We start from the raw sequence: 26,327 nt of genomic DNA on the forward strand, positions 1-26,327 counted from the left end.
GTGTTTTGCTAAGTAGAAATTTTTATGAAATGAAACTGTACTATTTTCATATTGCTTACAAATTAGTACAGCTGTTTTTTTGATGATTGTTTTAACATTGTACTGTTTTTTTAAAAGTATTTAGTGTATTATTAAGATAGCAAATTTTTGGAGGGATATCCGTGGAATTATTTGAAGAATTATCACTTAAATTGAAAGGGAAAGACGTTAAAATCGTATTTCCAGAAGGAGATGAACCAAGAATTATCGGTGCAGCAGTTCGTTTATTAGCTGATGGACTTTGCCAACCAATCTTACTTGGAAATGTAGATGCTATTAATGAAGTAGCAGAAGCTCGTGGATTTAACATTTCTCATTTAGAAATTATCGATCCTGAAACTTATGCGGACGATAAATATGCTGAAATGGTAGCAAGCTTTGTAGCACGTCGTAACGGTAAAGTATCTGAAGAAGATGCGCAAAAATTATTACGTGACGTAACTTACTTCGGAACAATGATGGTATACATGGGCTTAGCAGACGGATTAGTATCTGGTGCGGTTCACTCAACAGGGGACACTGTACGTCCAGCATTACAAATCATCAAAACAAAACCAGGAGTATCTCGTACAAGTGGTGCGTTCATTATGATCAACAGCGACAAATCTAAGAAATACTTATTCTCAGACTGCGCAATCAACATTAACCCTAACGCACAAGAATTAGCTGAAATCGCAGTAGAATCTGCTAAAACAGCTGAATTATTCGGTATTGAACCAAACGTTGCAATGTTAAGTTTCTCAACTAAAGGTTCTGCTAAATCTGAAGAAGCATTAAAAGTAGCTGAAGCAACTAAAATCGCTCAAGAATTAGCTCCAAACTACAACATCGACGGAGAATTACAATTCGATGCTGCATTCGTACCAAGCGTTGGTAAACAAAAAGCTCCAGACTCACCAGTAGCTGGACAAGCAACTGTATTCGTATTCCCAGAAATCCAATCAGGTAACATCGGATACAAAATTGCACAACGTTTCGGTAACTTCGAAGCAATCGGACCAATCTTACAAGGATTAAACAAACCAATCTCTGACTTATCACGTGGATGTAACGAAGAAGACGTCTACAAACTAGCTATTATCACAGCTAACCAAGCGTTGATGGAAAACTAAGGTGCGACAAAGCGCGCTCAAAAGCGATGACGGTTCGAACTTTGCCGTAAGCGACTAGTATAGTCGTGCGGACAAAGTGAGAAAGGCTTGAGCTTTTGCACTTTGGAGCCCGATTTCAAGAGAAAGACAGAAGACAAAAACGACTCGCATCGCGAGTCGTTTTTCTATTTATATAGGCTTATTAGATATTCCCGAATCACAGGTGATGAAGAGAACATCAATAAGCTACTGAGCGGTGCGAGACTTCGCGATTTCTGCGATGGCGAACTCAACTACATAAAAGAAGATAGAATATTTCTAAAGCACAAAAAAAGCAGGTTTAAAACCTGCTTTTTTACTTAAAACGATTATTCACCTTCAGGAAGTACAAATGATAAAACTGCGTATGCTAAAGCTCCAGTTCCTGCAGCTAAGACAGATATTGCCCAGCCGATACGAACTAATGAAACATCGATACCATAGTAATCAGCTACACCAGCACAAACTCCCATAATTTTCTTTTCTTTTACATTACGTGTTAAACGTTTTTCCAAATGAAATCACTCCTAATTGTTAAGATTATATTAAATGTATCATAGGCTATTTATGGAAGACAATTAGTTTTACTACATTTCACGGAAAGAACTAGATTCTTTCAAAAACAGATATGAATTTTCGGTGAATTTCACAAAATATTCATATTCCGGCTGATGTTCTTATTATGAGAATGGAGTAAATTTATATACTTTATTATTAAATAATATATCTCATCCGAAAGATTATTTATTAGATTTCTATTTGAGAAATCTCTTGATAGCAAGGGTTCTGGTTCATTGTTAGAGGTTCTAAATTTATAATAATTTTTTATGAGCAAATAAATTGCTTTAATATTTAAGTGATGATAATCTTTAATTAAGCCAAGAGAGAAGACGTCGCTTTCTTGGAAAAACAACGAAAAAGAAATGAGGAATTTAATATGAAAAACATTTTATTTGTAGTAGGAAGCTTACGTAAAGGAAGTTTTAACCACCAAATGGCTAAAAAAGCAGAACAACTTTTAGAAGGAAAAGCAACAGTATCATACTTAGACTACTCAAACCTTCCATTAATGAACCAAGATTTAGAAACTCCAGTATTACCTGAAGTACAAGCAGCACGCGATGCTATCGGTAAAGCAGATGCTATTTGGATTTTCTCACCAGTGTATAACTTTGCTATTCCAGGAACAGTGAAAAACTTAATTGACTGGATGAGTCGTGCTCTAGATTTATCAAACCCAAGTGGACCTTCTATTTTACAAGATAAAGTAGTAACAGTATCTGCATTAGCAGCAGCTGGGCATGATCAATTATTCGCTTCATATCAATCATTATTACCATTTGTACGCATGCAAGTAGTAGGTGATTTCACAGCTGCAACAATTAACCCAGAAGCCTGGGGAACTGGTGTTGTTACATTAAGCGATGAAGTAGTAGCAGGACTTGAAAAACAAGCTGAAGCATTATTAAATGCATAATTAAATTTCAAACTTAACTTAAGGAAGCAGTCTCTCTTTGAAGGAGGCTGCTTTTTTTGAACAGTATACGAACAGACATTTGCCCTAGACCTTCCTGTTATGCTAGAATTGTACTGATATAGACATAAAAAGGAGCATTATTCATGTATGAATATTTTAATGGAGAGTTAGCGCATATCTTACCAACAGCTATTGTTATTGATGTGCATGGCGTAGGCTATCAAGTGGTATTTGCAAACCCATACCGCTTGCAAGATTCTCTAAAAAAACAAATTAAAGTTTTAGTACAACAAGTTGTTCGTGAGGATTCGATTACATTATACGGATTTATCTCAAGCGAAGAACGCGAATTATTCCAACGATTAATTAGTGTTTCTGGTATTGGTCCAAAGAGTGCGATGAGTATTTTAGCAAATGACGATACAGAAGGATTCGTGAACGCTGTAGAAAGTGGGAATGTCACTTATTTAACAAAATTCCCAGGAGTTGGTAAGAAAACAGCGCAACAAATTATTTTGGACTTGAAAGGGAAGTTTGAAGCACTACCAGAGGAAACAACGAAAGCAGTCGTTTCAACGAACCAAGCCACTCTTGAAGAAGCGAAAGAAGCATTACTGGGCCTTGGGTATTCTGCAAAAGAAATTACAAAGATTTGGAAGTCACTGGAAGCTACTGCTCCAAGTACGACGCAAGAGGCATTAAAAGTGGCCTTTAAACTATTGATGAAATAATGGAGGATTATCGTGGAAGAAGAACGTTTTATTGACCAAAACCCGCCTGACGAAGTGGAAGTACAAGACGAGTTATCACTAAGACCACAGACGTTACAACAATATATCGGGCAACAAAAAGTAAAAGAAGAACTTGCCATTTATATTCAAGCGGCGCGTAGTCGTTCTGAAGCCTTGGACCACGTGTTACTATACGGACCTCCGGGGCTTGGGAAGACGACACTTGCGATGGTCATTGCTAATGAATTAGAAGTTGGTATTAAGACAACCAGTGGGCCAGCGATTGAACGCCCAGGAGACTTAGTCGCTCTTTTAAACGACTTAGAAGCAGGAGATGTTTTATTTATCGACGAGATTCACCGATTGCCACGTGTAGTGGAAGAGATGCTGTATTCAGCGATGGAAGATTTCTTTGTGGATATCGTAGTCGGACAAGGGCCAACTGCACATCCGGTGCATTTTCCATTGCCGCCGTTTACGTTGATTGGAGCAACAACTCGTGCAGGGGCACTTTCTGCACCGCTTCGTGACCGTTTCGGGATCGTAGAACATATGGAATACTACGATGAGGCTTCTCTGTCTGAGATTGTTAAACGCAGTGCAAATGTCTTTGATAGTGAAATTAAGGATGAAGCCGCTCTTGAGATTGCGCTTCGTTCTCGCGGGACACCGCGTATTGCCAATCGTCTCTTAAAGCGTGTACGTGACTTTTCTCAAGTATACGAAGAAGGGATGATTTCAAAAGAAATTACGCAACAAGCCCTAAAAGTCTTGCGAGTAGATGCTAAAGGGTTAGATCATATTGACCGTAAATTATTAACGGCGATGATCGATTTATACGATGGTGGTCCTGTTGGGCTTGGTGCCATTGCGGCGAATATTTCAGAAGATGCGGAAACCATTGAAGATATGTATGAACCTTATTTATTACAAATTGGATTTTTAAAACGGACATCACGCGGTCGTGTGGTGACGCCGGAAGGATATGCTCACTTAGGGCGCTTATATCCTTTAGCGTAAGGAAGGAAATAGAAATGAACTATACAACGAAAGATTTCGACTTCGATTTACCCGAAGAATTAATCGCTCAAACTCCATTGAAAGACCGTACGTCTTCACGTTTATTAGTGGTGGATAAAACAACACATAGCATTGAAGATAAACATTTTTCTGATTTACTAGATGAATTAGAAGAAGGAGATACACTTGTTGTGAATAACACACGTGTACTTCCAGCTCGTCTTTATGGAACAAAAGAAGAAACAGGAGCTCATATTGAGGCCTTACTATTAACGAATACGGAAGGTGACAAGTGGGAAACACTTGTAAAACCTGCCAAACGTATGAAAGTGGGTAGTGTTGTTTCTTTTGGAGATGGCCGACTTAAAGCAACGGTTGTCGAAGAATTAGAACAAGGTGGACGTATCATCGAGTTTTCATACGAAGGAGTATTCCTAGAAGTGTTGGAATCTCTTGGGGAAATGCCTTTACCACCTTATATTAAAGAGCGTTTAGAAGATAAAGAACGTTATCAAACCGTTTATGCTAAAGAAAATGGATCTGCAGCAGCACCTACAGCTGGCTTGCACTTTACGGAAGAATTAATGCAAAAAATCCGTGAGAAGGGCGTGAATATTGTTCCAGTAACGCTGCATGTTGGTCTAGGAACGTTTAGACCTGTTTCTGTGGATTCTCTTGAAGACCACAAGATGCATTCAGAGTATTATAATGTGTCAAAAGAAACTGCGGATATGATTGAAGCGACTAAAAAAGCTGGTAAACGAGTGATTGCTGTTGGGACGACTTCGATTCGTACGTTAGAAACGGTTGCTAGAGACAACGATGGGCATGTGGTGCCTGCGAGTGGATGGACGGATATTTTCATCTCTCCTGGGTATGAGTTCCGTGTGGTGGATGCATTTGTGACGAATTTCCACTTACCAAAATCAACGCTTGTGATGCTTGTCAGTGCTTATCTTGGTCGTGAATTCACACTAGAAGCCTATCAGCACGCCATCGAAGAACGTTACCGCTTCTTTAGTTTTGGCGATGCAATGTTTGTGCATAAATAAAGGAAAAAGACCTTCGGTCTAACTACGAACCATAGGGAACTCTTCATGGTAGAGATAATAGCTGTATCGGATTGAGCCTTTTGTCTCAATCCTACCGAGCTTCAAACTGACTCTAGGAAATGAATTTCCAGAGTCAGTAATTCACATCGATTACTAATCGCTATTACTTCTACCATAGAATCCCTATGCTTCTTCATTTGCCCACGGTCCTTTTGTGCGATTTATACAGAACATTGCTAAAAGGAGAGAGACATTCTTAGTGTGTGCTTATAAAATAAAAAAACAGAAGTTAAGGTTCAACTCTTAACTTCTGTTTTCTTTTGATTTCATAAATACGTGTTGGATGATAAAGATAGCTGTGGTTACGAGTACTCCTACGGTTACGGCACTTTGTACGTTGTAAGGTGTTTGAGAGAGTGCACTTCCTAAATAGTAAGTAACTTGGCTAAGTATCAATCCCCATACGATGGTAACAATATATTTCACGGACAACCCTTCTTTCACTTCTCATTATAGTACAAGGGAGATTCTTTTGACAATAGATGGGTTGAAAAACTTTCCAAAAGGGAGCGCGAATGGGGAAGATATGCTATAATAAGACGACAAATATGAGAGGAGGAACCTTATGCCGTTTACAACTTTACAAGTATTCAGTAGCTATTCATTACTCAAGAGCACGATTCGTTTAAATGAATATGTTGCGACTGGAAAATTATTAGGTTATAAACAATTGGCCCTAACAGATGATGGTGTATTGCACGGCGCAGTGGAGTTTTATGAGCGCTGTATTCAAAATGGAATTCAACCGATTCTAGGATGTACATTCGAGGTTGCCTGGAAGAGTGATGCTTCTAGAAAAGAAATGCTCATCGTCTATGCAAAAGGCGCTAAGGGGTACGAATCCCTCCTGAAACTTTCAACCCTTTATCAACAAGGGCTTACTTGGACAAAGGAGATGACGGAGTGGATTGCCACTCATAGCGAGGATGTGAAAATCGTTCTTCCTCCAATGGATAGTGAGTGGGTTGCGGCGCATTCTAAGGGCAGACTTGAAGCAGTTCTAGGAGCTGTGAAGGAAGAGTATGCTGGCGTTGAGATTGCTGTAGGGATTACTCGTGAAATGGTTGAACGCGGTGAGTTCGACACAATGCGTGAAGGGATTGAAGCTGCTGGTGTGATTCCAGTTGCCTTTAGCGTCTCTCGTTATTTAAATACAACTGATTATTTCCCTTGGAAGGTTTTACAAGCGATTCGACTAGGGGAAACTCTCTCGTTTACTCAAGAAGATGCATCAGGGAGTGAATCTTTACCAGAAGCGACTTCGATGGCGAAGGTGTTCCAAGTGGTAGAAGGTGGAGTGCTTCTTTCTAACTTAGAAAAGTTTACAAAAGATTTAGTGGTAGAGATTCCTCTAAGAGACACCATGCTCCCTAAATTCCCAGTTCCAGGTGGGAAGACGAGTGCAGAGTTCCTTTATGAATTATGTGAGGCTGCTATGCTGGAGATGGGGGTAACGACACCTGTTTATGTGAACCGTCTTAAAGAAGAGTTGGCTGTTATTCATGAAATGGGATTTGATGATTACTTCCTAATCGTTTGGGATATTATGCGTCAAGCGCGCGAGAAAGGCATTCAAACCGGAGCTGGTCGTGGATCTGCGGCAGGTTCACTTGTAGCGTATCTCTTACATATTACAGGTGTTGATCCGATTCGTTATCACTTGCTATTTGAACGTTTCTTAAACCGTGAACGTTATACAATGCCTGATATCGACTTGGATTTTCCTGATGATAAGCGTGAAGATATTTTAGCATATATCGTTTCAAAATATGGAAATCAAAATGTAGCACAAATCGTGACATTTGGTACGCTTGGAGCGAAACAAGTGATACGTGATGTATGTAAAGTCTTTGGCGAAAACATCATTACAGTTCAGAAGTTTTCAAATAATATCGCTCAAGGGAAAGTAACATTAGAGCAGACCTATAAAGAAAATAAAGCATTTCGAGAACATGTGGAAAGTAGCGAGCGCAATCGCAAACTATACCAAGTGGCCAGAGCTCTGGAAGGTCTTCCTCGTCATTCATCAGTCCATGCTGCAGGTGTTGTATTATCGCAAGAAGATTTGACAAAGACAGTTCCTTTAATGAAACGAGACAAAGGGTATTTGGCGTCATTTCAGGAAGCAGATTGGATGCTAACGCAGTATGCGATGCAGGCTGTTGAAAAAGTGGGTCTTCTCAAGATGGACTTACTTGGGTTAAGTAACCTGACATTGCTGCATAAGGCAATCCAACAAACTCAAAAGATTACGAAAAAAGAATTGGATATTACGAAGATTCCTCTAGACGACCCTCGTACGTTTGAACTCTTCCAAAAAGCACAGACGAACGGGATTTTTCAATTCGAGTCAGACGGTATTCGCCGTGTTTTGAAGGAAATGAAACCAACTGAATTCGAAGATTTAGTGGCAGTACTCTCGTTGTACCGTCCAGGACCAATGGAGCAAATTTCTCATTTTATTAATCGTAAAAAAGGAACAGAAATCGTTCAGTATCCGCATGCATCTCTTCAAAGGATTCTTGAACCAACCTATGGTATTTTGGTCTACCAAGAACAAGTTATGCAAGCTGCAAGTGAAATGGCTGGTTTTTCTTTAGGAGAAGCGGATATTTTACGTCGTGCGATTGGTAAGAAGAATAGTGAAACTATCGCTGCACAAAAAGAAAAATTTGTGCAAGGCGCCGTTTCAAAAGGATACAAACAAGAAGATGCCGAGACGGTCTACGACTACATTGAAAAGTTTGCCAACTATGGATTTAATAAATCACACGCAGTAGCTTATGCGATGCTGTCTTATCAATTGGCGTACTTAAAGGCAAACTATCCTACAGCGTTCTTTACAGCCTTGTTCCAAAACGCGAGTGCGAAATCATCGAAGTTACAAGACTATCTTGTAGAAGCGCGTCAATTAGGGATTAAAATATTGCCACCAAGTATCAATAATAGTTTTGCTGATTTCGTAGCGAACGATAGTGGTGTTATTGTCGGTCTCAACAGTATTAAAGGAATTAGACGAGACTTTGTTGAAAGTATCGTGAAGAACCGTTATGAGTATGGACCGTTCAAAGGGTTCCAAGACTTTGCATATCGAATGGGTGCTCAATATACAAAAGAACCACTTTTAATAGCGTTAATTAATGCGGGAGCCTTTGATGAGTTTGGTGAAACACGGGCGACGCTGAAGGCGAATGTGGATGCTGTTGCTAAAAGTGTGAAATTCCATGGATTGAATTTATCACTTGAGGATGACTTAGAAGTAGCCTTCACTCATGTAGAAGAAGAGCCGCTCCTCCAACGCATTGGAGAAGAAATCGAAGTGCTAGGATTTTCAGTTTCGCCACATCCTTCCTCGAAATACGATCCTCTTTTGAAGAGTGGATGGATTCAAGCCATTCAAACTGTTTTTGAAGAAGGATATATGCGTTTTGTAGGATTGATTGTGGCCATTCGTAAAATCTCCACTCGTAAAGGAGAGCAAATGGCGTATGTCACACTTCAAGATGCGTCTGGGATGATCGATGTAGTTGTCTTTCCATCAACACTTGCTGAAATCTATCAGCATCTTCAACAAAATACGATGGTCCTTATGGAAGGTCGTGTGAAGAGAGGACAAAAAGGACAATGGCAATTGCAGTTAAATCGTATGTATCCTATGAGTTTTGCTGATAAGTTGCTAACTGATTCATCTAAAAAGTTGCAAATTGCGATTCGTCCAGAAAAACATACTTCAGAAGTATATGCGGAAATCAAACAACTCGTGACCAAATATAAAGGAGTGACACCTGTTGAATTATTCCTTGTGAATAGTAAGACTCTCGTAAAGAATTCTTTTGCAAACGGTGTAAATCTTGAGTCAAAGCTAATACCTAGTCTTATCGACTTTTTAGATAAAGAATGTATAAAAATTGTAAAATGAAAAAGTTTATGAAAATGAAAGACATTTGTTCTAAAAAGTGATAAAATGAGAACAAATGGGCTTGTTCCAGTAAAAATAAATCTAAGAGGTGAATCTTTGTGAAACGCATTGCTGTTTTAACAAGTGGAGGAGACGCTCCAGGGATGAATGCCGCTGTACGTGCCATTGTACGTAAGGGTATTTATGAAGGCTTTGAAGTCTATGGAATTAACTACGGTTTTGCCGGTTTAGTGGCTGGTGATATTCGTAAATTAAATCCGTCTGACGTGAGCGACATGATTGGTCGTGGGGGTACATTCTTGTATTCTGCGCGTTATCCTGAATTCGCAAATCGCGAAGGACAAGAAAAAGGGATTGAACAATTAAAGAAATTCGGTATTGAAGGTCTTGTTGTTATCGGTGGTGACGGAAGCTATCAAGGTGCCGTTGCTTTAACGAAGCTTGGTTTCCCAACAGTTGGGGTTCCAGGAACGATTGACAATGATATTCCTGGTACGGAATATACAATTGGTTTCGATACTGCAATCAATACTGTATTAGAAGCGCTAGACCGTCTTCGCGATACTGCGACATCACACGTTCGTACGTTTATCGTTGAGGTTATGGGTCGCCGTGCTGGAGATATTGCACTTTGGACAGGGGTTGCTAGTGGTGCAGAACAAATTTTAATTCCTGAACAAGATTTTGATTTAGAAGCTGTTGCAAAAGAAATCAAACAAGGACGTTTAAATGGGAAGAAACATACGTTAATTCTTCTAGCGGAAGGCGTAATGTCAGGGGACGAACTGGCCAAAAAATTACGTGAATACGATAGTGATTTCCACACTCGTGTTACGGTTCTCGGACACGTTCAACGTGGGGGAGCTCCTAGTGCTCGTGACCGCGTTCTTGCAAGCCGAATGGGTGCCAAAGCAATCGATTTGTTAAAAGAAGATATCGGTGGCGTTTGTGTTGGCGTTAAAGCTGAAGAAATTATCTACAGTGATATCGTTGAAACATTAGCAAACGGCAAACATTTACCTAACTTAGAGTTGTATCAATTAAATAAAGAAATTTCTTTCTAAAAAAATTAAAGGAGTCAAGGACAAAATGAAAAGAACTAAAATCGTATGTACAATTGGGCCAGCTAGTGAAGCTCCAGAAAAATTAGCTGCTTTATCAGAAGCAGGAATGAACGTTGCGCGACTAAACTTCTCACATGGTGACCATGAAGAGCATTTAGCACGTATCAATACAATCAAAAAAATTCGTAAAGAAACTGGACGAGTAATCGCGATTCTTTTAGATACTAAAGGACCTGAAATCCGTACACATGATATGGAAAATGGTGCGATTGAATTCCACACTGGTGATGTGGTTCGTATTTCAATGACTGAAGTGCTAGGAACAAAAGAAAAATTCTCTATTACTTATCCAGAATTAATCAACGATGTTAAACCTGGATCAATTATCTTAGTAGATGACGGTTTAGTAGGTTTAGCTGTTACTGAAGTAGACCACGCAAATGGAGAAATTGTCTGCGTCGTAAACAACAGCGGTGTTGTTAAAAACAAAAAAGGTATTAACGTTCCTGGTGTTAAAACAAAATTACCTGGTATCACTGAAAAAGACCGTGCAGATATTATTTTCGGTATTGAAAATGATATTGACTTCATCGCAGCAAGTTTCGTTCGTCGTGCTTCAGACGTTCAAGAAATTCGCGATTTATTAAAAGAACATAATGCAACACACATTCAAATTATTCCAAAAATCGAAAACCAAGAAGGTATCGACAATATTGACGAAATCTTAGCTTTATCTGACGGTTTAATGGTTGCTCGTGGAGACATGGGTGTTGAAATCGCTGCGGAAGAAGTTCCGATCGTTCAAAAAATGTTAATCAAGAAATGTAACACATTAGGTAAACCAGTTATTACTGCTACTCAAATGTTAGATTCAATGCAACGTAACCCACGTCCAACACGTGCGGAAGTTGGTGACGTAGCGAATGCTATCTTCGACGGAACAGATGCAGTTATGTTATCTGGTGAATCTGCAGCAGGGGATTACCCAGTAGAAGCAGTTCGTACAATGGCAAATATCTGTGTTCGTACAGAACAAGAAATCCGTGTACGTGACAAATTCAAATTAAAAGCATTCAACGAAAACGATGTAGCTGAAGCGATTGGTCGTTCAGTAGCACATACAGCTAAAAACTTAAAAGTTAAAACAATTGTTGCTGCAACAGAATCAGGACATACTGCGAAAATGATTTCTAAATTCCGTCCTGACGCAACAATCTTAGGTGTCACTTCAACAGAACGTCAACAACGTGCCTTAGCATTAATCTGGGGTGTTAAACCAGTAATCGTTGATCGCGCTAAATCAACTGACGAAATGTTTGAATTATGTCTTCAAGCAGTACGTGACCACCACACTGCTAAAGAAAACGACTTAGTAATCATCACTGCTGGTGTTCCTTTAGGAATTAAAGGTACAACAAACATGATGAAAGTAGCTCGCTTATAATTCATTCAATAATCAAAAGGTTTGAACGAATCTAAAAGGTTTGTTCAAGCCTTTTTTTTATAAAATCGAGAGCGTAAGTGTAAGTGCTTCAAAGATTCATGCGTATCCTTTAAGAAAAAGGCCCAATTTACAGGATAAAAATGACTGTAAGCCCTATTTTGTGGTAAAATAAAAGGACAAATGTAAAAAGAAGGAGGTTTGTTATGACAAGTGAATTATCGACTGTTGTTCAAGCCATTATCACGGATGAAAACGAAAAGTACTTTTTTGTGCAAAAGAGTGGAGAAACATTTCGTCTAAAAAAGAACGAAGCTACAGAATCACTCAAAATTGGTGATGTTGTAACGGGATTCTTATATGAGAATTCTTCTCGTAAAAAAGTCTTTACTCTGAATATTCCTGAAGTAACAAATGAAAGTTATGGATGGGCAAGTGTGACACAAGTCAGAAAAGACTTAGGCGTATTTGTAGATATTGGTTTAGAAGATAAAGATATGGTAGTTTCATTGGATGAACTTCCAAGTATGAAAGAGTTATGGCCAAAGAAAAATAATCGTTTATATGTAACATTGATAAAAGATAAAAAAGATCGTACATGGGCAACGATGGGGGATGGAAACGCACTTAATGATAAAGTGATTCGTGGTCACAAAGGGCTGTTGAATAAAGATTTAACTGGAATTGTGACACAAGTGCGCCTGGTTGGGACTACCATTATGACGCCAGAAGGATATAAATTGTTCTTGCATCCTTCAGAACGATTGTATGAACCAACACTTGGTGAAGAAATTTCTGTTCGTGTGATTGGCTTACGACCTGATGGAGTCCTTAATGTATCAATGAGACCTAGAGCACATGAAGCTATTGGAGATGATGCGGAAATGATTATTGCGATGCTGAAGAATCGACCAACGCATACACTTCCATATTGGGATAAAAGTGATCCTAAAGTCATAAAAGAGATTTTTGGAATTAGTAAAGGACAATTTAAACGTGCCATTGGAAACTTGTTAAAAGCAAAACGAATTACACAAGAAGAAGGATTTATTCATCTGATTGAAGAATAATGAGTGGAGGCGAGTCGCTTGTCATCTATTTCTATTGAAGGGATTCAAAAGAAGTTACAAGAAGAAGGATTCAAACTAACCCTGCAAAGACAGGCAACAGTTGAGATTCTTCTGGAACATTTAAATGAACTATTGACAGCTGAAGAAATTTATATGTTTGTAAAAGAAAAATATCCAGATATTGGATTAGCAACAGTTTATCGAACATTAGAAATTTTAACGGATTTAGAGGTAGTTACCAGAAATATATTTGATGATGGTATTGGTCGCTATCACTTGAAGCAGTCTGTTAGCAGACATTTTGCCCATCATTTATTATGTGTTAAATGTGGTCAAATTCAAGAGGTGGAAGAGGACCTTCTCATTGATGTGGAACAGAAAGTGTTAGAGCAGTTTCATTTTCAGGTGTTGGATCATCGGCTGACTTTCCATGGAATTTGCAAAAATTGCCAGCAAAAGGAAGGGTAGAAGATGAAAGAATTACACTACTTTCTGGATAGTATTGCTGTTCAAGGCTTATCCGATAATACGGTTTCCAGCTATAAACGAGACTTAGAGAAGTTTTCTCAGTTTTTAGAAGAACAGAAGGTGACACGTCTTCAAGATGTGGACCATACGACAATGGTACTATTTCTACAGAAATTAAAAAAAGACGAATATGCTGTTAGTTCAACAAGTCGCATGATTAGTTGCTTGAAGAAGTTCTTCCAGTTTCTCGTGCAAGAGCGAATGGTAGAGCGAGACCCAACACAGCAAATTCATCCGCCAAAACCGAAGAAGCAGTTGCCAAAAGCGCTGAGTATCGATGAAGTGAACCGGTTGCTTGAGGTACCAGATACCTCAACGGTTCTAGGCTTAAGAGATAAGGCGATGCTCGAACTCTTATATGCAACAGGGATGCGTGTAAGCGAACTGATCAGTATTGAACTGAGTGATTTACATTTAGAGCTTGGATTCCTACAAACGATTGGGAAAGGGAATAAACAACGCATTATCCCGATTGGACAAGAAGCAACCAACTGGATTCAAAACTATTTAGAGTATGCACGGCCTGCTTTAGAAGACGAGAAGAAGTTATCGAATGTCTTGTTCTTGAATCACAGAGGTGGACCGTTTACACGTCAAGGTTTCTGGAAGAATTTAAAGAAGATTGTCCAGACAGCCATGATTACAAAGGAAGTGAGCCCGCATACATTGCGCCATTCCTTTGCAACACATATTTTAGAAGCGGGTGCCGACCTTCGAATCGTGCAAGAATTACTCGGACACTCGGATATTAGTACGACACAAATTTATACACATATTACAAACGAACGAATGAAGGAAATTTACAAACAAGCACATCCTCGTTCGTAATAAAGAAAATGGAGATGGAATCTATGAAATTTAAAAGAATACATGTCATTGTAATGGACTCTGTAGGTATTGGAGAAGCACCCGATGCTGCAAAATTTGATGATGCAGGTTCACATACTTTAGGCCATATTTCAGAAACTGTAGGCCTAAATGTGCCAAATATGCAACGTTATGGTTTAGGGAATATCGCTCCTTTAAAAACAGTTCCACCAGTAGAACATCCAGAAGGAAGCTATACGAAACTTGAAGAAGTTTCTGTTGGTAAAGATACAATGACAGGTCACTGGGAATTAATGGGCTTAAATATTAAAACTCCTTTCCGTGTTTTCCCTAATGGTTTCCCACAAGAATTATTAGACCGTATTTCTGAGTTCTCAGGAAGAGGAATCGTATGTAACTTACCATACAGTGGAACAGCGGTTATTGATGACTACGGTAAACACCAAATGGAAACAGGCGATTTAATCGTTTATACTTCTGCTGACCCAGTAATGCAAATTGCTGCTCATGAAGACATTATTCCGCTAGAAGAGTTATATCGTATTTGCGAATATGCACGTGAAATTACAAAAGACGATCCATACATGATTGGTCGTATTATTGCACGTCCATATGTAGGTGAACCTGGAAACTTCCAAAGAACTTCAAACCGACATGACTATGCGTTAAGCCCATTTGGCGAAACAACATTAGACTTCTTGAAGAAAGATGGCTTTGATGTCATTGCAATTGGTAAAATTAACGATATCTTTAACGGACAAGGAATCACTGAATTCGTTCGTACAAAAGACAACATGGATGGCGTAGATAAACTTGTTGAAGTATTGAAGAAAGACTTCACTGGTATGAGTTTCTTAAACTTAGTGGACTTTGACGCGGTTTATGGACACCGTCGTAATACAAAAGGATACGGTGAAGCGCTTGAAGCATTTGATGCTCGTATTCCAGAAATCGTAGAAAACATGAAAGAAGATGATTTACTCATTATCACTGCTGACCACGGAAACGATCCAACATTCAAAGGAACTGACCACACTCGTGAGTACATTCCTGTGTTAGCCATCAGCAAATCATTGAAACACCCAACACACTTACCAGAAGGGCACTTCAGCGATATCGCAGAAACAATCAGCGAAAACTTTGGGGTAGCATCAACTGGTAACGGAACAAGCTTCTTAAAAGAATTAAACTAATAGAGAAAGAGGGAACAACATGAGCAAATACGAACAATTAGTCGAAACAAAAACGTTTTTACAAGAAAAAGGCATTGGTCACATTGATTTCGGAATGATTTTAGGATCCGGGCTTGGTGAACTTGCTGGAGAAGTGAAGAACCCATTAATCTTTGACTATAAAGATATTCCAAACTTCCCAGTATCAACTGTAGTCGGTCATGCTGGCCGTCTTGTATACGGTGAATTAGAAGGCAAACAAGTTCTTATCATGGATGGACGTTTCCACTACTATGAAGGTTACGATATGGAAACAGTAACGTTCCCAATTCGTTTAATGAAATTATTAGATGTTGCAACAATTATCGTTACAAACTCAGCTGGTGGTGCAAACCCAACATTTGAACCAGGGGACTTAATGATTATTACAGATCAAATTAACTACACTGGTACAAACCCATTAATCGGACCAAACGATGACCGCTTTGGACCTCGTTTCCCTGATATGAGCCATGCTTACCACGAATACGGACAAGAAGTGGTTCGTAAAGCGGCTAAAGAATTAAACATCAATATCAAAGAAGGAGTATACATGGGATACTCTGGACCAACATACGAAACACCAGCAGAAATCCGCTTCACTCAAGCAGTAGGTGGGGACGCGGTAGGAATGTCAACAGTTCCTGAAGTTATCGTAGCTAACCATGCTGGTATCAAGGTGATTGGGATTTCATGTATCACAAATTTAGCTGCAGGAATGCAAGCAAACTTAAACCACGAAGAAGTGGTAAAAACAACACAACGCGTTAAAGAAGTGTTCAAATCATTGGTTCGTAAAGTGTTAGTTTTATATTAAGAGACGAACCTCGAGGAGGAATGAATTTGTTAGTACCTTATTCAGCAACGAATAAAAAAATTGTGATGGGATTATTATCCTATATCCCAGAATTCAAGGACTTTAAACGATTGCAAGAGGAAATTGAAGAAATCGCGACGAATCCATCGATTAAATGCTGGCTTTTTAAAGAAAGTGACAGTGAGAATTTTATTGGATTGATTGGAGGAGAAAGCACAACAGACACGGTTATCATTAAATACTTATCGGTGTCACCTTCGTTTCGTGGGGAAAATATTACATTCCAAATGTTAGAAGATTTAGCAAAGATGGAAGATAAAGTATTGAGTGGAACAATTGAGACGAGTGTGATTCTCGCAAAATGGAATAAACATCGTGTAAGTGAGGAACCATGGAAGATTTAACAATTAAAGTAGCTGAATACGAAGGACCGATGGATGTCCTCTTGCATCTGATTCGTGAGATGAAAATCGATATTTACGATATTCCGATGAATGAATTAACGAAGCAATATTTGAACTTCATTCATTCTATGAAAACTTTGGAGTTGGAAGTGGCAGCTGAATATTTAGTAATGGCATCAACCTTATTAGAAATCAAAGCAAGAATGCTTCTTCCAAAACCAAAATTAGAAGAGTTGGATGAAGACGGGGAGCTAATCGTAGAAGATCCTCGTAATCAGCTAGTCCAACAACTATTGGAATATCAACAAATTAAAGAAAATGCCAAAAAGCTAGAGGAGCTTTCTTTCCTAAGGGGGTTACACTTCGGGAAAGAAGCAAGTGACTTGTCTTCTATGCAAGAAATTATTCCTTTAAAAGAAGGAGAAGTGACGACTCAAGATTTATGGAATGCGTTAAAGAAATTAGCGCGTAAGAATATTGCTAAGATGCCGCTAAAGGCCAATATTCAACATGAAACGCATACAGTTGAGGAATTGATGGATTCGATTATTTCAAAAATCGAGCATACAGATAAGAAACAAGTTCCATTCGAGGAATGTTTCCCAGCGTTCAACAGACATGCGATCACAACAACATTTTTAGCGATGTTACAGCTCGTTCGTGAACATCGTGTACGTTTTATTCAAAGTTCTCCATACGAGGATATTTTGATTGAGAAAAGACAAGAAAAGGAGAAAGAGAGTGACTAATTACATTTCAGTATTAGAAGGCTTACTATTTGTTGCTGGAGATGATGGGATTACATTAGAAGAAGCAAGCTATATTTTAGAACTCGAAAGAAGTGCGGTTCGTCAGTTGCTAGATGAATTAAAGAAACGCTTAGAGGACGAAAATAGTGGCCTAGAACTTCTTCTCACAGCTTCTCATTATAAACTTGTGACAAAGGCTAGTTTAAAATCCTATATCGAAAAATATGCGGTTTCTCCATATTCTTCTCAATTGTCTCAAGCCTCTTTAGAAACGTTAGCGATTATCGCGTATAAGCAGCCTGTCACACGTGTGGATATTGAATCGATTCGTGGCGTTCAAAGCAGTGGTTCGATTCAAAAACTATTACTAAGAGATTTAATCGAAGAGGCTGGAAGATTAGAGACGCCTGGTCGTCCAAAATTGTATAAGACAACAGCTTATTTCATGGATTACTTTGGATTAGAATCGCTCGATGCACTGCCAGATGCATCTGATTTATTCGATTTAGACTCTGAAGAAGCGAACCAATTATTTAGAGATAATCATGATTTATTTGAAGAGCTGGAAATGCGCTCTAAAGAACATCATGAAGTAGAAGAAGAGAAAGAGTAGGTTTTTTTGTGGAAAGATTACAAAAAGTAATGGCACACGCTGGTGTGGCATCCCGCAGAAAATGTGAGGCATTTATTCAAGAAGGCCGTGTGAAGGTCAACGGTGAAATCGTCAGAGAACTTGGATTTAAAGTAGGTGCCAATGATAAAATTGAAGTAGACGGGATTCCAATTTATAAAGAAGAACCTGTGTACTTTATGTTTTATAAACCAAAAGGTGTGCTTTCAAGTGCGAGTGATGATAAAGGAAGAACCGTTGTGACGGATTATTTTAAAGATGTAGAGCAACGCGTGTATCCGGTAGGCCGTTTAGACTATGATACAACAGGGCTTCTTTTATTAACAAATGACGGAGAGTTTTCGAACTTAATGACGCATCCAAAGCATCACGTGGAGAAAAAATATATCGCCAAGGTTAAAGGTGTTCCAACGCCAAGACAAATGCGTCAATTGGAACGTGGAATCGTCTTAGATGGGAAGAAAACGTCAAACGCAATAGCTCAAATTTTATCAGTTGATACAGATAAAGGAACAGGGATTGTCGCTTTAACGATTCACGAAGGATGGAATCATCAAGTGAAGCGTATGTTTGAAGCAGTGGAATTACCTGTTATGAAATTAAAACGTGAAGAGTTTGGATTTTTAACGTTAGAAAACTTACGCCCTGGAGACTATCGTGAATTACGCTCATTTGAAGTACAGAAACTAAGAAAGCTCGTTTTAGACGAAAAATAGATTTCTATTAGGGAGTCATACAAAGAAAAACGGACTCATACTGTTGTGAGTCCGTTTTGTTTATTTATTCTTCTGTAAAGGGTCTGTTTTTTCGTTTAATGGCACCAGTTGGACAGGCTGTATAAGCATCTTTGAACTTTTCCAGCGTATCTTCTGGTAGTGGAACTGTTCCGGTATTGTTGTCTTGTATTACAAAGGCAATCCCTTCCGCATCGTACTCGAAGATTTCAGGAGCACGTAGTTGACAGATTCCACAGGCGATACATGAGTCGCAATCAACTTTTGTATAAATTTTTGAAAGAGAGGATTTTTTATCCATGAGTCAGTACTCCTTTTATCAAATTTGGATATTACATGCAATCAAGTCGTATGGTGTAGTTCCTGTAAATCGATTATATCGTATTTTAACGGGAAATCGTACCATGTCGACTTTAATTGGCGTGACAGAAGATAAAACTGAAGTCTTCTTTGCTAGCTTGCCTCATTTAAAAGAAGAGTACTTTCATCAATTAGTAGATGGATTTTTCCGTGAAGGAATAGTTAGCGAAAATGAATCAGGCATAGTGCTACTGAAAGAGATTCCAGAATTTTCGCTTGTGACAAATGGAAGACATGCTGTCAATTATTTGATGCATCCATATTCGTTTGCACAATTAAGAGATGTGACAAGACTTTGGGTCGAATGGATTAGTTATCACCGTTACGAAGAAACAAGCTATCGTCCTTTAATTCAAAATGTATGGTTACAGCAATTATTTAAGAGGTGGTATAAAGAAAAAAAAGAGAACATTACACCAGTTTGGTTTAGTTGTGTTGTGGATGAATTCCAGGCTTGGGCCAATAAACAAGATGAATCTGTGAAAAGGCATTGGGTCGGACTCTTTACTGGCGCTAAATCAACAGCAGTGCTTGAAGAAAATCTCATCTCATTATGGGAGTTTACAAGAGTGGAAGATTGTGAGCCACTTTCAAGATTAGTCTTAATGAAATGGGTGAGCGATGTCTTTGAGGAACCTGAAAATTTTCCAATTGCTTATGGATGGTTTTCTAAAATGGTTGAATGGATTTCTCATGAAACGAGTTCCGTTCAAGAAACAGTTCGTCTATTTGAAAAAGGATTAAAACGAACGGAGATTGCGCGTCTTCGTAAACTCAAAGAGAGCACGATTAACGACCATCTCTTAAAGTATGTGTTACTTAAAAAAGAGGCATTATATGAACGTGTTGAAGAAACGAAAGCTTCCGTGGCATATAAATCCCTCTTTGAAAATGGACAATATCCTAGGTATAAAGAAGCTAAAGACCAATTTGAAGCAGAAGGGAAGAAAATGGATTTCTTCTTATTCAGATACTATCAAATTAAAGCCTTAAAGGAGCGTGAATGACATGGATCCAATATTGAATCGATTCGGATATGATGCGTTTAGAGAAGGACAACAGGAAGTCATCAGCGCTCTTGAGGAAGGGCATGATGCGATTGCGATTTTACCAACAGGAAATGGAAAATCATTTATCTATCAATATATTGGAATAAAGGATAAATGCAGAGTAGTCATCGTTTCGCCACTGATTGCCTTAATGGTTGATCAAGTTTCTAGTTTAAAACAGATGGGGATTCATAAAGCAGTGGCCATTACTTCTCTTATGACTGAAGCAGAGAAAAATTATATTTTAAGTACGTTAAAGGAGTATCAATTTATTTTTGTTTCTCCAGAGATGTTACAAGCGCCCAGATTCTTTAAGCAATTATCAAGACTTGAAATTGGATTACTCGTTGTCGATGAGGCGCATTGTATATCGCAGTGGGGGTATGACTTTAGAAGCGATTACCTATTTATTGGTAAGATGAGAAAAAGTTTAGGAAGTCCTCGAACGTTAGCGCTAACTGCGACAGCGACGACTCAAGTCATTCATGATATTTATACATTTTTAGGATTAAATAAAAAGGAGACGACTTATTTCCAAGGACATGCCTTCTTGAAGAATCGTGAAATTGATGTTATTTCGGTTGAAGGTCTTCGTAGTAAGATGCTTTCTGAATTGTTGAAGCGTGTGGAATATCCTTGTATCGTGTATGCACCAACAATCAAAGAGATTGAAGGATTAAAAGAATCACTCTTGGAGGAAGGGTTCACAAAAATCGATACTTTCCACTCCAAGAGACAAAGTAGCGACCGTCAAACGATTCAGCAAAAATTCCTTAGAGGCGAACTCAATATTTTATTAGCGACAAGTGCTTTTGGAATGGGGATTAATCAGTCGAATATTCGTACGATTATCCATTATCAACTTCCACAGACACTTGAAGATTATGTGCAACAGATTGGTCGTGCGGGTAGAGACTTACAATTTAGTCGTTGTATCGCCTTGGTTCATTCAGACGATTTTCCCCAAATGAGACGTAAGATTGAACGCTCCTATGAAGTAGGTGCCGAGGAAGAGACAGAACTTCATCAAAATATCAAAGAGATAGTGAATGCGTTTCGTTGGAATAATGATCAAACGAGTTTATTCATAAAAAAACAACGAGAGCGTAAATTAAAGCAAGTAGAGCGAATTGAAGAATTTGCAACAACAACCTTGTGCAAAGAACAATATCTAGCTCAGTTTTTCGGAGGAAAAAGGAAAGTTTCGTGTGGGAAGTGTAGTAGTTGTAGGCATCTTGATTTGTTTTTAATGGAGATTACTTCTAAGTGGAATGAAGTGGAAAATTCAAAAAATTCCTTTGAAGAGAGCTTTAAAAAATTATTTAATCTCTGATTAAATAGAGTGATTTTTAATTATTTTATGCTACAATAGAGCTAAAGTAAAAGTTTGCACCTAAGCACATAAATATGCTATATTGTTTAGTGAATTGACTGAGGATTGTATTGGGTCAAATTAGGAGGATTTTTGATGAGTGATAACTTTAATAATGATGACTTAAATAAAAATGAAGAACAACCATGGGAAAGAAAATTTGGTGAAGATGAAAACTTAAAAAACCGTCAATTTTCTCGTAGTGCAAGAAATTCTGGAGGGAAAGCAGTAGCACCATTATCAAATGTGTTATTATTTGTGTTCCTTATTGTAATTGTTGCACCAGTATTATTTATGTGGTGGTTCTCGATTGTTAATAGCAGTAATCAAGTGAAACCTAGAACTGCTGATGATGTAATGCTTACTAAAACGGTTGAAACAACGACAGTAGCACCAGAAACAACAGTTGCACCAACTACAAAACAAGAAGCAACAACAACAGCTCCTGAAGCAACTACGACTGCTCCTAGACAGGCTGAAACAACACAACAAACACCTACAACAGCAGCGCAACAAAATGGAAATTACGGAACATATGTAGTTAAACAAGGAGATACTTTATACCGTATTGCTGTAAATCACGGAATGGATGTTGCCACATTAAAACAAATAAATGGTTTATCAGGGGATAATATAGCTCCTGGAACAACTTTAAAAGTTAAACAATAATGATTAGTTAATTTTTAGAAGTCTGAGACGCAAGACGTTTCAGACTTTCTTTTTGAAAGGAAGAATAGAATGCAAGTTGCAATTGATGGACCAGCTTCATCTGGAAAAAGTACGATTTCAAAAATGATTGCTAAAGAAACGAATTTTTTATATTTAGATACGGGTGCGATGTATCGTGCAACAACATTGGCTTTTCTAAGAAATAATATTGCAGTAGACGATGCTGAAGCAATCAAAGATTTATTAGAGAATTTAGTGATTAGTTTTAGAAATACGGATGAAGGTCAACTCGTTTTCTTAAATGGGGAAGATGTTACACATGAAATTCGTGATCTTGAAGTCACAAGAAATGTCTCTGAAGTTTCAGCGATTAAATCAGTAAGAGTAAAACTTGTTCAAATGCAAAGGGAAATTGCCGAAAATCACTCCATTATTATGGATGGGCGGGATATTGGAACTGTAGTACTTCCAAATGCTGAATTGAAAATTTTCTTAGTAGCTTCAGTTAAAGAACGTGCATTGCGCCGATTCAAAGAAAACCAAGAGAAGGGTATCGAATTATCTCTTGAAAAACTAGAAGAAGAAATTGCTCACCGTGACTATTTAGACAGCACTCGTAAAGAGTCTCCTTTGAAAAAAGCGGATGATGCAATTGAAATCGATACAACAAGCCTATCAATTCAAGAAGTTGTTTCTAAAATCACGAATCTTATCCAAGAAAAGTTAACGAATTAACCAGATTTTACACAAAAACACTAGAATTCGTTTTCATTTAGTGGTATGATTGTAAATGGATAAAAAGTTTGATTTTACACAAAAAGTAAACTTTGCGTTCGTATGAATTGTCGCGCTAGGAGGAAGTCACATGTCAGAATTACAAACAATGCAAGATGCGCTAGATATCGTTAAAGATATTCAAATCGGAGATTTAGTACAAGGTGAAGTATTAACTCTACAAGATAAACAAGCCATCGTCGGAATTATCGGTGGAGGCGTGGAAGGGGTTATTCCTTTCAATGAATTATCAACATCACCAGTGGAACGTGTAGAAGACGTTTTATCAGTAGGAGATGTCGTTGATTTAGTAGTCATCAAACAAATCAAAGATAAAGAAAATGGAAGTTTCTTACTTTCTAAAAAACGTGTAGATGCACGTAAAGTTTGGGAAGAAATTCAAGCTAAATTCGATAATAAAGAAATTATCGAAGCTCCAGTTGTGGATGCTGTTAAAGGTGGTTTAGTAGTAGATGCAGGAGTTCGTGCTTTTGTACCAGCTTCTATGGTATCAGACCACTATGTTGATAACTTAGCTCAATTCAAAGGCCAAACATTAGCTTTTGAAATTGTTGAAATCGAACCAAGCGAAAATCGTTTAATCTTATCACGTAAAAACTTAGTTGCAGCTGAAAAAGCAGCTAAGCGTGCAGCTGTATTTGAATCAATTCAAGAAGGTTCTGTAGTGACTGGTAAAGTTGCTCGATTAACAAACTTCGGTGCGTTTATCGACTTAGGTGGAGTGGACGGATTAGTTCATATTTCACAAATCTCTCACGAACATGTTGCAAAAGCAAGCGACAAATTAGAAGTTGGCCAAGAAGTTCAAGCAAAAGTTATTTCTGTAGATCCTGAAAGCGGACGTGTATCATTATCAATCAAAGATACATTAGCAGGACCATGGGATAACATTGAAGAACGTGCTGCAGTTGGTTCAGTATTAGATGGTTTAGTAAAACGTCTAACTACTTTCGGAGCATTCGTTGAATTATTCCCTGGAGTAGAAGGGTTAGTTCACATCTCTCAAATCGCTCACCAACATATTGCAACACCACACGAAGTTCTTAAAGAAGGTCAAGAGGTTCAAGTGAAAGTTCTTGAAGTTCATCCAGAACAACAACGTATTTCTTTAAGTATTAAAGCTTTACAAGAAGCTCCAAAACCTGAAAAAGAAGAAGTTGAAGAAGTGGTTGAAGAAACCTACGAATTACCTGAAGAAGATGTTTCATTCTCTTTAGCAGATCGTTTAGGTGATCAACTTTCTGAACTTAAAGTTGAAGAATAACATTCATATAAAAGTTAAGTGGAAATAGTCTGGACTGGTTCCAGACTATTTTTATGATAGAATTAGAGAAAAAGGAGGAATAGTATGTCAACACCAGTTATTGCCGTTGTAGGAAGACCAAATGTTGGGAAGTCTACAATTTTTAACCGTATTGTCGGTGAACGTATCTCTATCGTAGAAGATATTGCCGGTGTCACTCGTGACCGTATCTATTCTGAAGGTGAGTGGTTAGGTCACTCATTTAATATTATTGATACAGGTGGAATTGATATTACGGATGAACCGTTTATGTCAAATATCCGTATGCAAGCAGAGATTGCGATGGAAGAAGCAGATGTGATTATCTTCCTTACAAGTGTAAAAGAGGGCGTGACAACGACTGACGAACACATTGCAAAATTACTCTATCGTACAAATAAACCAGTTTTACTTGCTGTTAACAAAGTGGATAACCCAGAATTACGCTCAGAAATTTTTGATTTCTATGCGTTAGGATTCGGCGAACCATTTCCAATCTCAGGAAGTCATGGTTTAGGTCTTGGTGATTTATTAGATGCAGCTGTTAAAGCTTTCCCTGAAGATAAAGGAGACGAAGAGGATAAAGATGTAATCAAGTTTAGTTTCATCGGACGTCCAAACGTAGGGAAATCGAGTTTAGTGAATGCGATGCTTGGTGAAGAACGTGTAATTGTATCGAATGTTGCAGGAACGACACGTGATGCCATCGATACAACTTTCGAAGACGAAGAAGGTACTGTCTTCAAAATGATTGATACTGCCGGTATTCGTAAGAAAGGTCGTGTCTTTGAATCCACTGAAAAATATAGTGTTCTTCGTGCCTTAAGAGCGATTGAACGAAGCGATATTGTTTGTGTGGTCTTGAATGCCGAAGAAGGAATTCAAGAACAAGATAAGAAGATTGCTGGATACGCTCATGAAGCCGGTAAAGGTGTCGTTATTTTAGTGAATAAATGGGATACTCTTGAAAAAGATAATTCAACGTATAAAGAGTTTGAGGACAAGATTCGTCAAGAATTCCTATATTTATCATACGCTCCAATTATCTTTGTATCTGCAAAAACGAAACAACGTCTCTCAAAAATCCCACCAATCCTAAAAGAGATTCATGAAGTTCGTTCACGTCGAATTTCATCTTCAGTTCTGAACGATGTATTGATGGATGCTATTGCCATGAACCCAACTCCAACGGATAAAGGAAATAGATTGAAAATTTACTATATGACACAAGTAGCGATTCAACCACCTACGTTTGTTACTTTTGTTAACGATGTAGAATTGATGCATTTTTCATACGAGCGGTTCTTAGAAAATAGAATTCGTTCTGCTTTCGGTTTTGAAGGGACTCCAATCCATATGATTACCCGTCAAAGAAAGTAAAAAAAATCATATCTATCTTATAAAAGACGATATAAACCATTGAAACTATTCTCTTAGAATGTTATACTTTAGAAGAAATCAAAACTATTTAGATTTCCAGATTAGTTGGACCACTCAACAAAATCTGATAGAAATTCTTATTTGATGGAGGTGAAACTAAAATGGCTAACAAAGCAGAATTAGTAGATCGCGTTGCTAAAAAAACGCAATTAACAAAGAAAGATGTTTCAGCAACAGTTGAAGCTTTATTCGAAACAATTCAAGAGGCTTTAAAAGCAGGTGAAAAAGTTCAAGTTATCGGATTTGGTAACTTTGAAGTTCGCGAACGCGCTGCTCGTAAAGGACGTAACCCTCAAACAGGTAAAGAAATTAAAATCAAAGCTTCTAAAGTTCCAGCATTCAAAGCTGGTAAAGCTCTTAAAGATGCAGTTAAAAAATAATTCAATTGAACTATTTTCTTAGCAAGAAGTTTTAAATGGTGTTATATTAGAGATATCTCTATATAATGCCATTTT

Annotated in this window: 26 protein-coding genes and 1 pseudogene; 24 read left to right on the forward strand and 3 right to left on the reverse strand. The window is 38.1% G+C overall.

The genetic code is table 11. From position 1 onward, the window contains the following. The first annotated feature begins 161 nt into the window (after nt 1-161). The gene (gene pta / locus HMPREF3103_RS02285; protein WP_049554444.1) at nt 162-1,151 is read left to right on the forward strand and encodes a phosphate acetyltransferase; all 990 of its coding nucleotides are present in this window, start codon (nt 162-164) and stop codon (nt 1,149-1,151) included. Nucleotides 1,152-1,498: 347 nt separating this feature from the next. Here the strand turns inward: pta and HMPREF3103_RS02290 are convergent, their stop codons facing one another. After that, nucleotides 1,499-1,684, reverse strand: coding sequence for a PspC domain-containing protein (locus tag HMPREF3103_RS02290; protein ID WP_005605744.1), 186 nt, complete (start codon nt 1,682-1,684; stop codon nt 1,499-1,501). Between the two features lie 422 nt (nt 1,685-2,106). Here HMPREF3103_RS02290 and HMPREF3103_RS02295 point away from each other — a divergent pair, with 422 nt between their 5' ends. The 4 genes from HMPREF3103_RS02295 to queA all read left to right on the forward strand — a co-directional run bounded on the left by HMPREF3103_RS02295 (nt 2,107) and on the right by queA (nt 5,449). Then, the gene (locus HMPREF3103_RS02295; RefSeq protein WP_049554445.1) at nt 2,107-2,646 is read left to right on the forward strand and encodes an NADPH-dependent FMN reductase; all 540 of its coding nucleotides are present in this window, start codon (nt 2,107-2,109) and stop codon (nt 2,644-2,646) included. A 143-nt stretch (nt 2,647-2,789) separates the two neighbouring features. After that, nucleotides 2,790-3,377 (forward strand): Holliday junction branch migration protein RuvA, encoded by a 588-nt coding sequence (ruvA, locus tag HMPREF3103_RS02300; RefSeq protein WP_070437072.1) that lies wholly within the window; start codon nt 2,790-2,792, stop codon nt 3,375-3,377. A gap of 12 nt (nt 3,378-3,389) precedes the next feature. Beyond that, a complete protein-coding gene (ruvB, locus tag HMPREF3103_RS02305) occupies nt 3,390-4,397 on the forward strand; it encodes a Holliday junction branch migration DNA helicase RuvB (RefSeq protein WP_049554447.1) in 1,008 nt (335 codons plus the stop codon). A 14-nt stretch (nt 4,398-4,411) separates the two neighbouring features. Next, nucleotides 4,412-5,449: a tRNA preQ1(34) S-adenosylmethionine ribosyltransferase-isomerase QueA gene (queA, locus tag HMPREF3103_RS02310; RefSeq protein ID WP_049554448.1), complete on the forward strand. Its 1,038-nt coding sequence runs from the start codon at nt 4,412-4,414 to the stop codon at nt 5,447-5,449. Between the two features lie 303 nt (nt 5,450-5,752). Here queA and HMPREF3103_RS02315 read toward each other — a convergent pair whose 3' ends face one another. Next, nucleotides 5,753-5,935, reverse strand: a complete 183-nt coding sequence (locus HMPREF3103_RS02315) for a YjzD family protein (protein WP_049554449.1) — start codon at nt 5,933-5,935, stop codon at nt 5,753-5,755. A 139-nt stretch (nt 5,936-6,074) separates the two neighbouring features. Here HMPREF3103_RS02315 and HMPREF3103_RS02320 point away from each other — a divergent pair, with 139 nt between their 5' ends. The 12 genes and pseudogenes from HMPREF3103_RS02320 (at nt 6,075) to HMPREF3103_RS02375 (ending at nt 18,887) form a co-directional block, all read left to right on the forward strand. Further along, nucleotides 6,075-9,428: a DNA polymerase III subunit alpha gene (locus HMPREF3103_RS02320; protein ID WP_070437073.1), complete on the forward strand. Its 3,354-nt coding sequence runs from the start codon at nt 6,075-6,077 to the stop codon at nt 9,426-9,428. 98 nt (nt 9,429-9,526) lie between these two features. Further along, entirely contained in the window at nt 9,527-10,492 is a 966-nt protein-coding gene (gene pfkA / locus HMPREF3103_RS02325) for a 6-phosphofructokinase (RefSeq protein ID WP_005605729.1), read from the forward strand. A gap of 25 nt (nt 10,493-10,517) precedes the next feature. Beyond that, nucleotides 10,518-11,924, forward strand: a pseudogene (gene pyk / locus HMPREF3103_RS02330) (pyruvate kinase); the annotation flags it as partial. A 215-nt stretch (nt 11,925-12,139) separates the two neighbouring features. Then, a complete protein-coding gene (locus HMPREF3103_RS02335; protein WP_070437075.1) occupies nt 12,140-13,003 on the forward strand; it encodes a CvfB family protein in 864 nt (287 codons plus the stop codon). Nucleotides 13,004-13,021: 18 nt separating this feature from the next. After that, nucleotides 13,022-13,471, forward strand: coding sequence for a Fur family transcriptional regulator (locus HMPREF3103_RS02340; RefSeq protein ID WP_070437076.1), 450 nt, complete (start codon nt 13,022-13,024; stop codon nt 13,469-13,471). Nucleotides 13,472-13,474: 3 nt separating this feature from the next. Continuing rightward, complete coding sequence (xerD, locus tag HMPREF3103_RS02345; protein WP_070437077.1) at nt 13,475-14,359, forward strand: site-specific tyrosine recombinase XerD; 885 nt, start codon at nt 13,475-13,477, stop codon at nt 14,357-14,359. 23 nt (nt 14,360-14,382) lie between these two features. Next, nucleotides 14,383-15,552: a phosphopentomutase gene (gene deoB, locus HMPREF3103_RS02350; protein WP_148128790.1), complete on the forward strand. Its 1,170-nt coding sequence runs from the start codon at nt 14,383-14,385 to the stop codon at nt 15,550-15,552. Nucleotides 15,553-15,571: 19 nt separating this feature from the next. Continuing rightward, nucleotides 15,572-16,387, forward strand: a complete 816-nt coding sequence (locus HMPREF3103_RS02355; protein WP_049554457.1) for a purine-nucleoside phosphorylase — start codon at nt 15,572-15,574, stop codon at nt 16,385-16,387. 26 nt (nt 16,388-16,413) lie between these two features. After that, nucleotides 16,414-16,791, forward strand: coding sequence for a GNAT family N-acetyltransferase (locus HMPREF3103_RS02360; RefSeq protein WP_049554458.1), 378 nt, complete (start codon nt 16,414-16,416; stop codon nt 16,789-16,791). Continuing rightward, complete coding sequence (locus HMPREF3103_RS02365; protein ID WP_049554459.1) at nt 16,779-17,540, forward strand: segregation and condensation protein A; 762 nt, start codon at nt 16,779-16,781, stop codon at nt 17,538-17,540. The genes HMPREF3103_RS02360 and HMPREF3103_RS02365 overlap by 13 nt, the downstream gene beginning before the upstream one ends. Continuing rightward, nucleotides 17,533-18,153, forward strand: coding sequence for an SMC-Scp complex subunit ScpB (scpB, locus tag HMPREF3103_RS02370; protein WP_048710093.1), 621 nt, complete (start codon nt 17,533-17,535; stop codon nt 18,151-18,153). The genes HMPREF3103_RS02365 and scpB overlap by 8 nt, the downstream gene beginning before the upstream one ends. 8 nt (nt 18,154-18,161) lie before the next feature. Next, entirely contained in the window at nt 18,162-18,887 is a 726-nt protein-coding gene (locus HMPREF3103_RS02375; protein WP_070437079.1) for a pseudouridine synthase, read from the forward strand. Between the two features lie 64 nt (nt 18,888-18,951). On the opposite strand, the gene HMPREF3103_RS02380 is transcribed toward HMPREF3103_RS02375, so the two are convergent. Next, the gene (locus HMPREF3103_RS02380) at nt 18,952-19,206 is read right to left on the reverse strand and encodes a ferredoxin (protein WP_070437080.1); all 255 of its coding nucleotides are present in this window, start codon (nt 19,204-19,206) and stop codon (nt 18,952-18,954) included. Between HMPREF3103_RS02380 and HMPREF3103_RS02385 the strand changes: the two genes are divergently transcribed. From HMPREF3103_RS02385 to HMPREF3103_RS02415, 7 genes are all read left to right on the forward strand, one after another. Beyond that, nucleotides 19,205-20,272: a helix-turn-helix domain-containing protein gene (locus HMPREF3103_RS02385; protein ID WP_070437081.1), complete on the forward strand. Its 1,068-nt coding sequence runs from the start codon at nt 19,205-19,207 to the stop codon at nt 20,270-20,272. The genes HMPREF3103_RS02380 and HMPREF3103_RS02385 overlap by 2 nt on opposite strands. Nucleotide 20,273: 1 nt before the next feature. Then, complete coding sequence (locus HMPREF3103_RS02390) at nt 20,274-21,647, forward strand: RecQ family ATP-dependent DNA helicase (RefSeq protein WP_070437082.1); 1,374 nt, start codon at nt 20,274-20,276, stop codon at nt 21,645-21,647. Nucleotides 21,648-21,782: 135 nt separating this feature from the next. Further along, the gene (locus HMPREF3103_RS02395) at nt 21,783-22,355 is read left to right on the forward strand and encodes a LysM peptidoglycan-binding domain-containing protein (protein ID WP_070437083.1); all 573 of its coding nucleotides are present in this window, start codon (nt 21,783-21,785) and stop codon (nt 22,353-22,355) included. 69 nt (nt 22,356-22,424) lie between these two features. Continuing rightward, nucleotides 22,425-23,090, forward strand: coding sequence for a (d)CMP kinase (gene cmk, locus HMPREF3103_RS02400; RefSeq protein WP_070437084.1), 666 nt, complete (start codon nt 22,425-22,427; stop codon nt 23,088-23,090). A 130-nt stretch (nt 23,091-23,220) separates the two neighbouring features. Next, nucleotides 23,221-24,414: a 30S ribosomal protein S1 gene (gene rpsA, locus HMPREF3103_RS02405; protein ID WP_049554466.1), complete on the forward strand. Its 1,194-nt coding sequence runs from the start codon at nt 23,221-23,223 to the stop codon at nt 24,412-24,414. Between the two features lie 84 nt (nt 24,415-24,498). Continuing rightward, nucleotides 24,499-25,812, forward strand: a complete 1,314-nt coding sequence (der, locus tag HMPREF3103_RS02410; RefSeq protein ID WP_049554467.1) for a ribosome biogenesis GTPase Der — start codon at nt 24,499-24,501, stop codon at nt 25,810-25,812. Nucleotides 25,813-25,973: 161 nt separating this feature from the next. Continuing rightward, entirely contained in the window at nt 25,974-26,252 is a 279-nt protein-coding gene (locus HMPREF3103_RS02415) for an HU family DNA-binding protein (RefSeq protein ID WP_005605703.1), read from the forward strand. Nucleotides 26,253-26,327: the final 75 nt, after the last annotated feature.

The sequence above is a fragment of the Granulicatella sp. HMSC30F09 genome, from assembly GCF_001806915.1.
GTDB lineage: Bacteria > Bacillota > Bacilli > Lactobacillales > Aerococcaceae > Granulicatella > Granulicatella adiacens.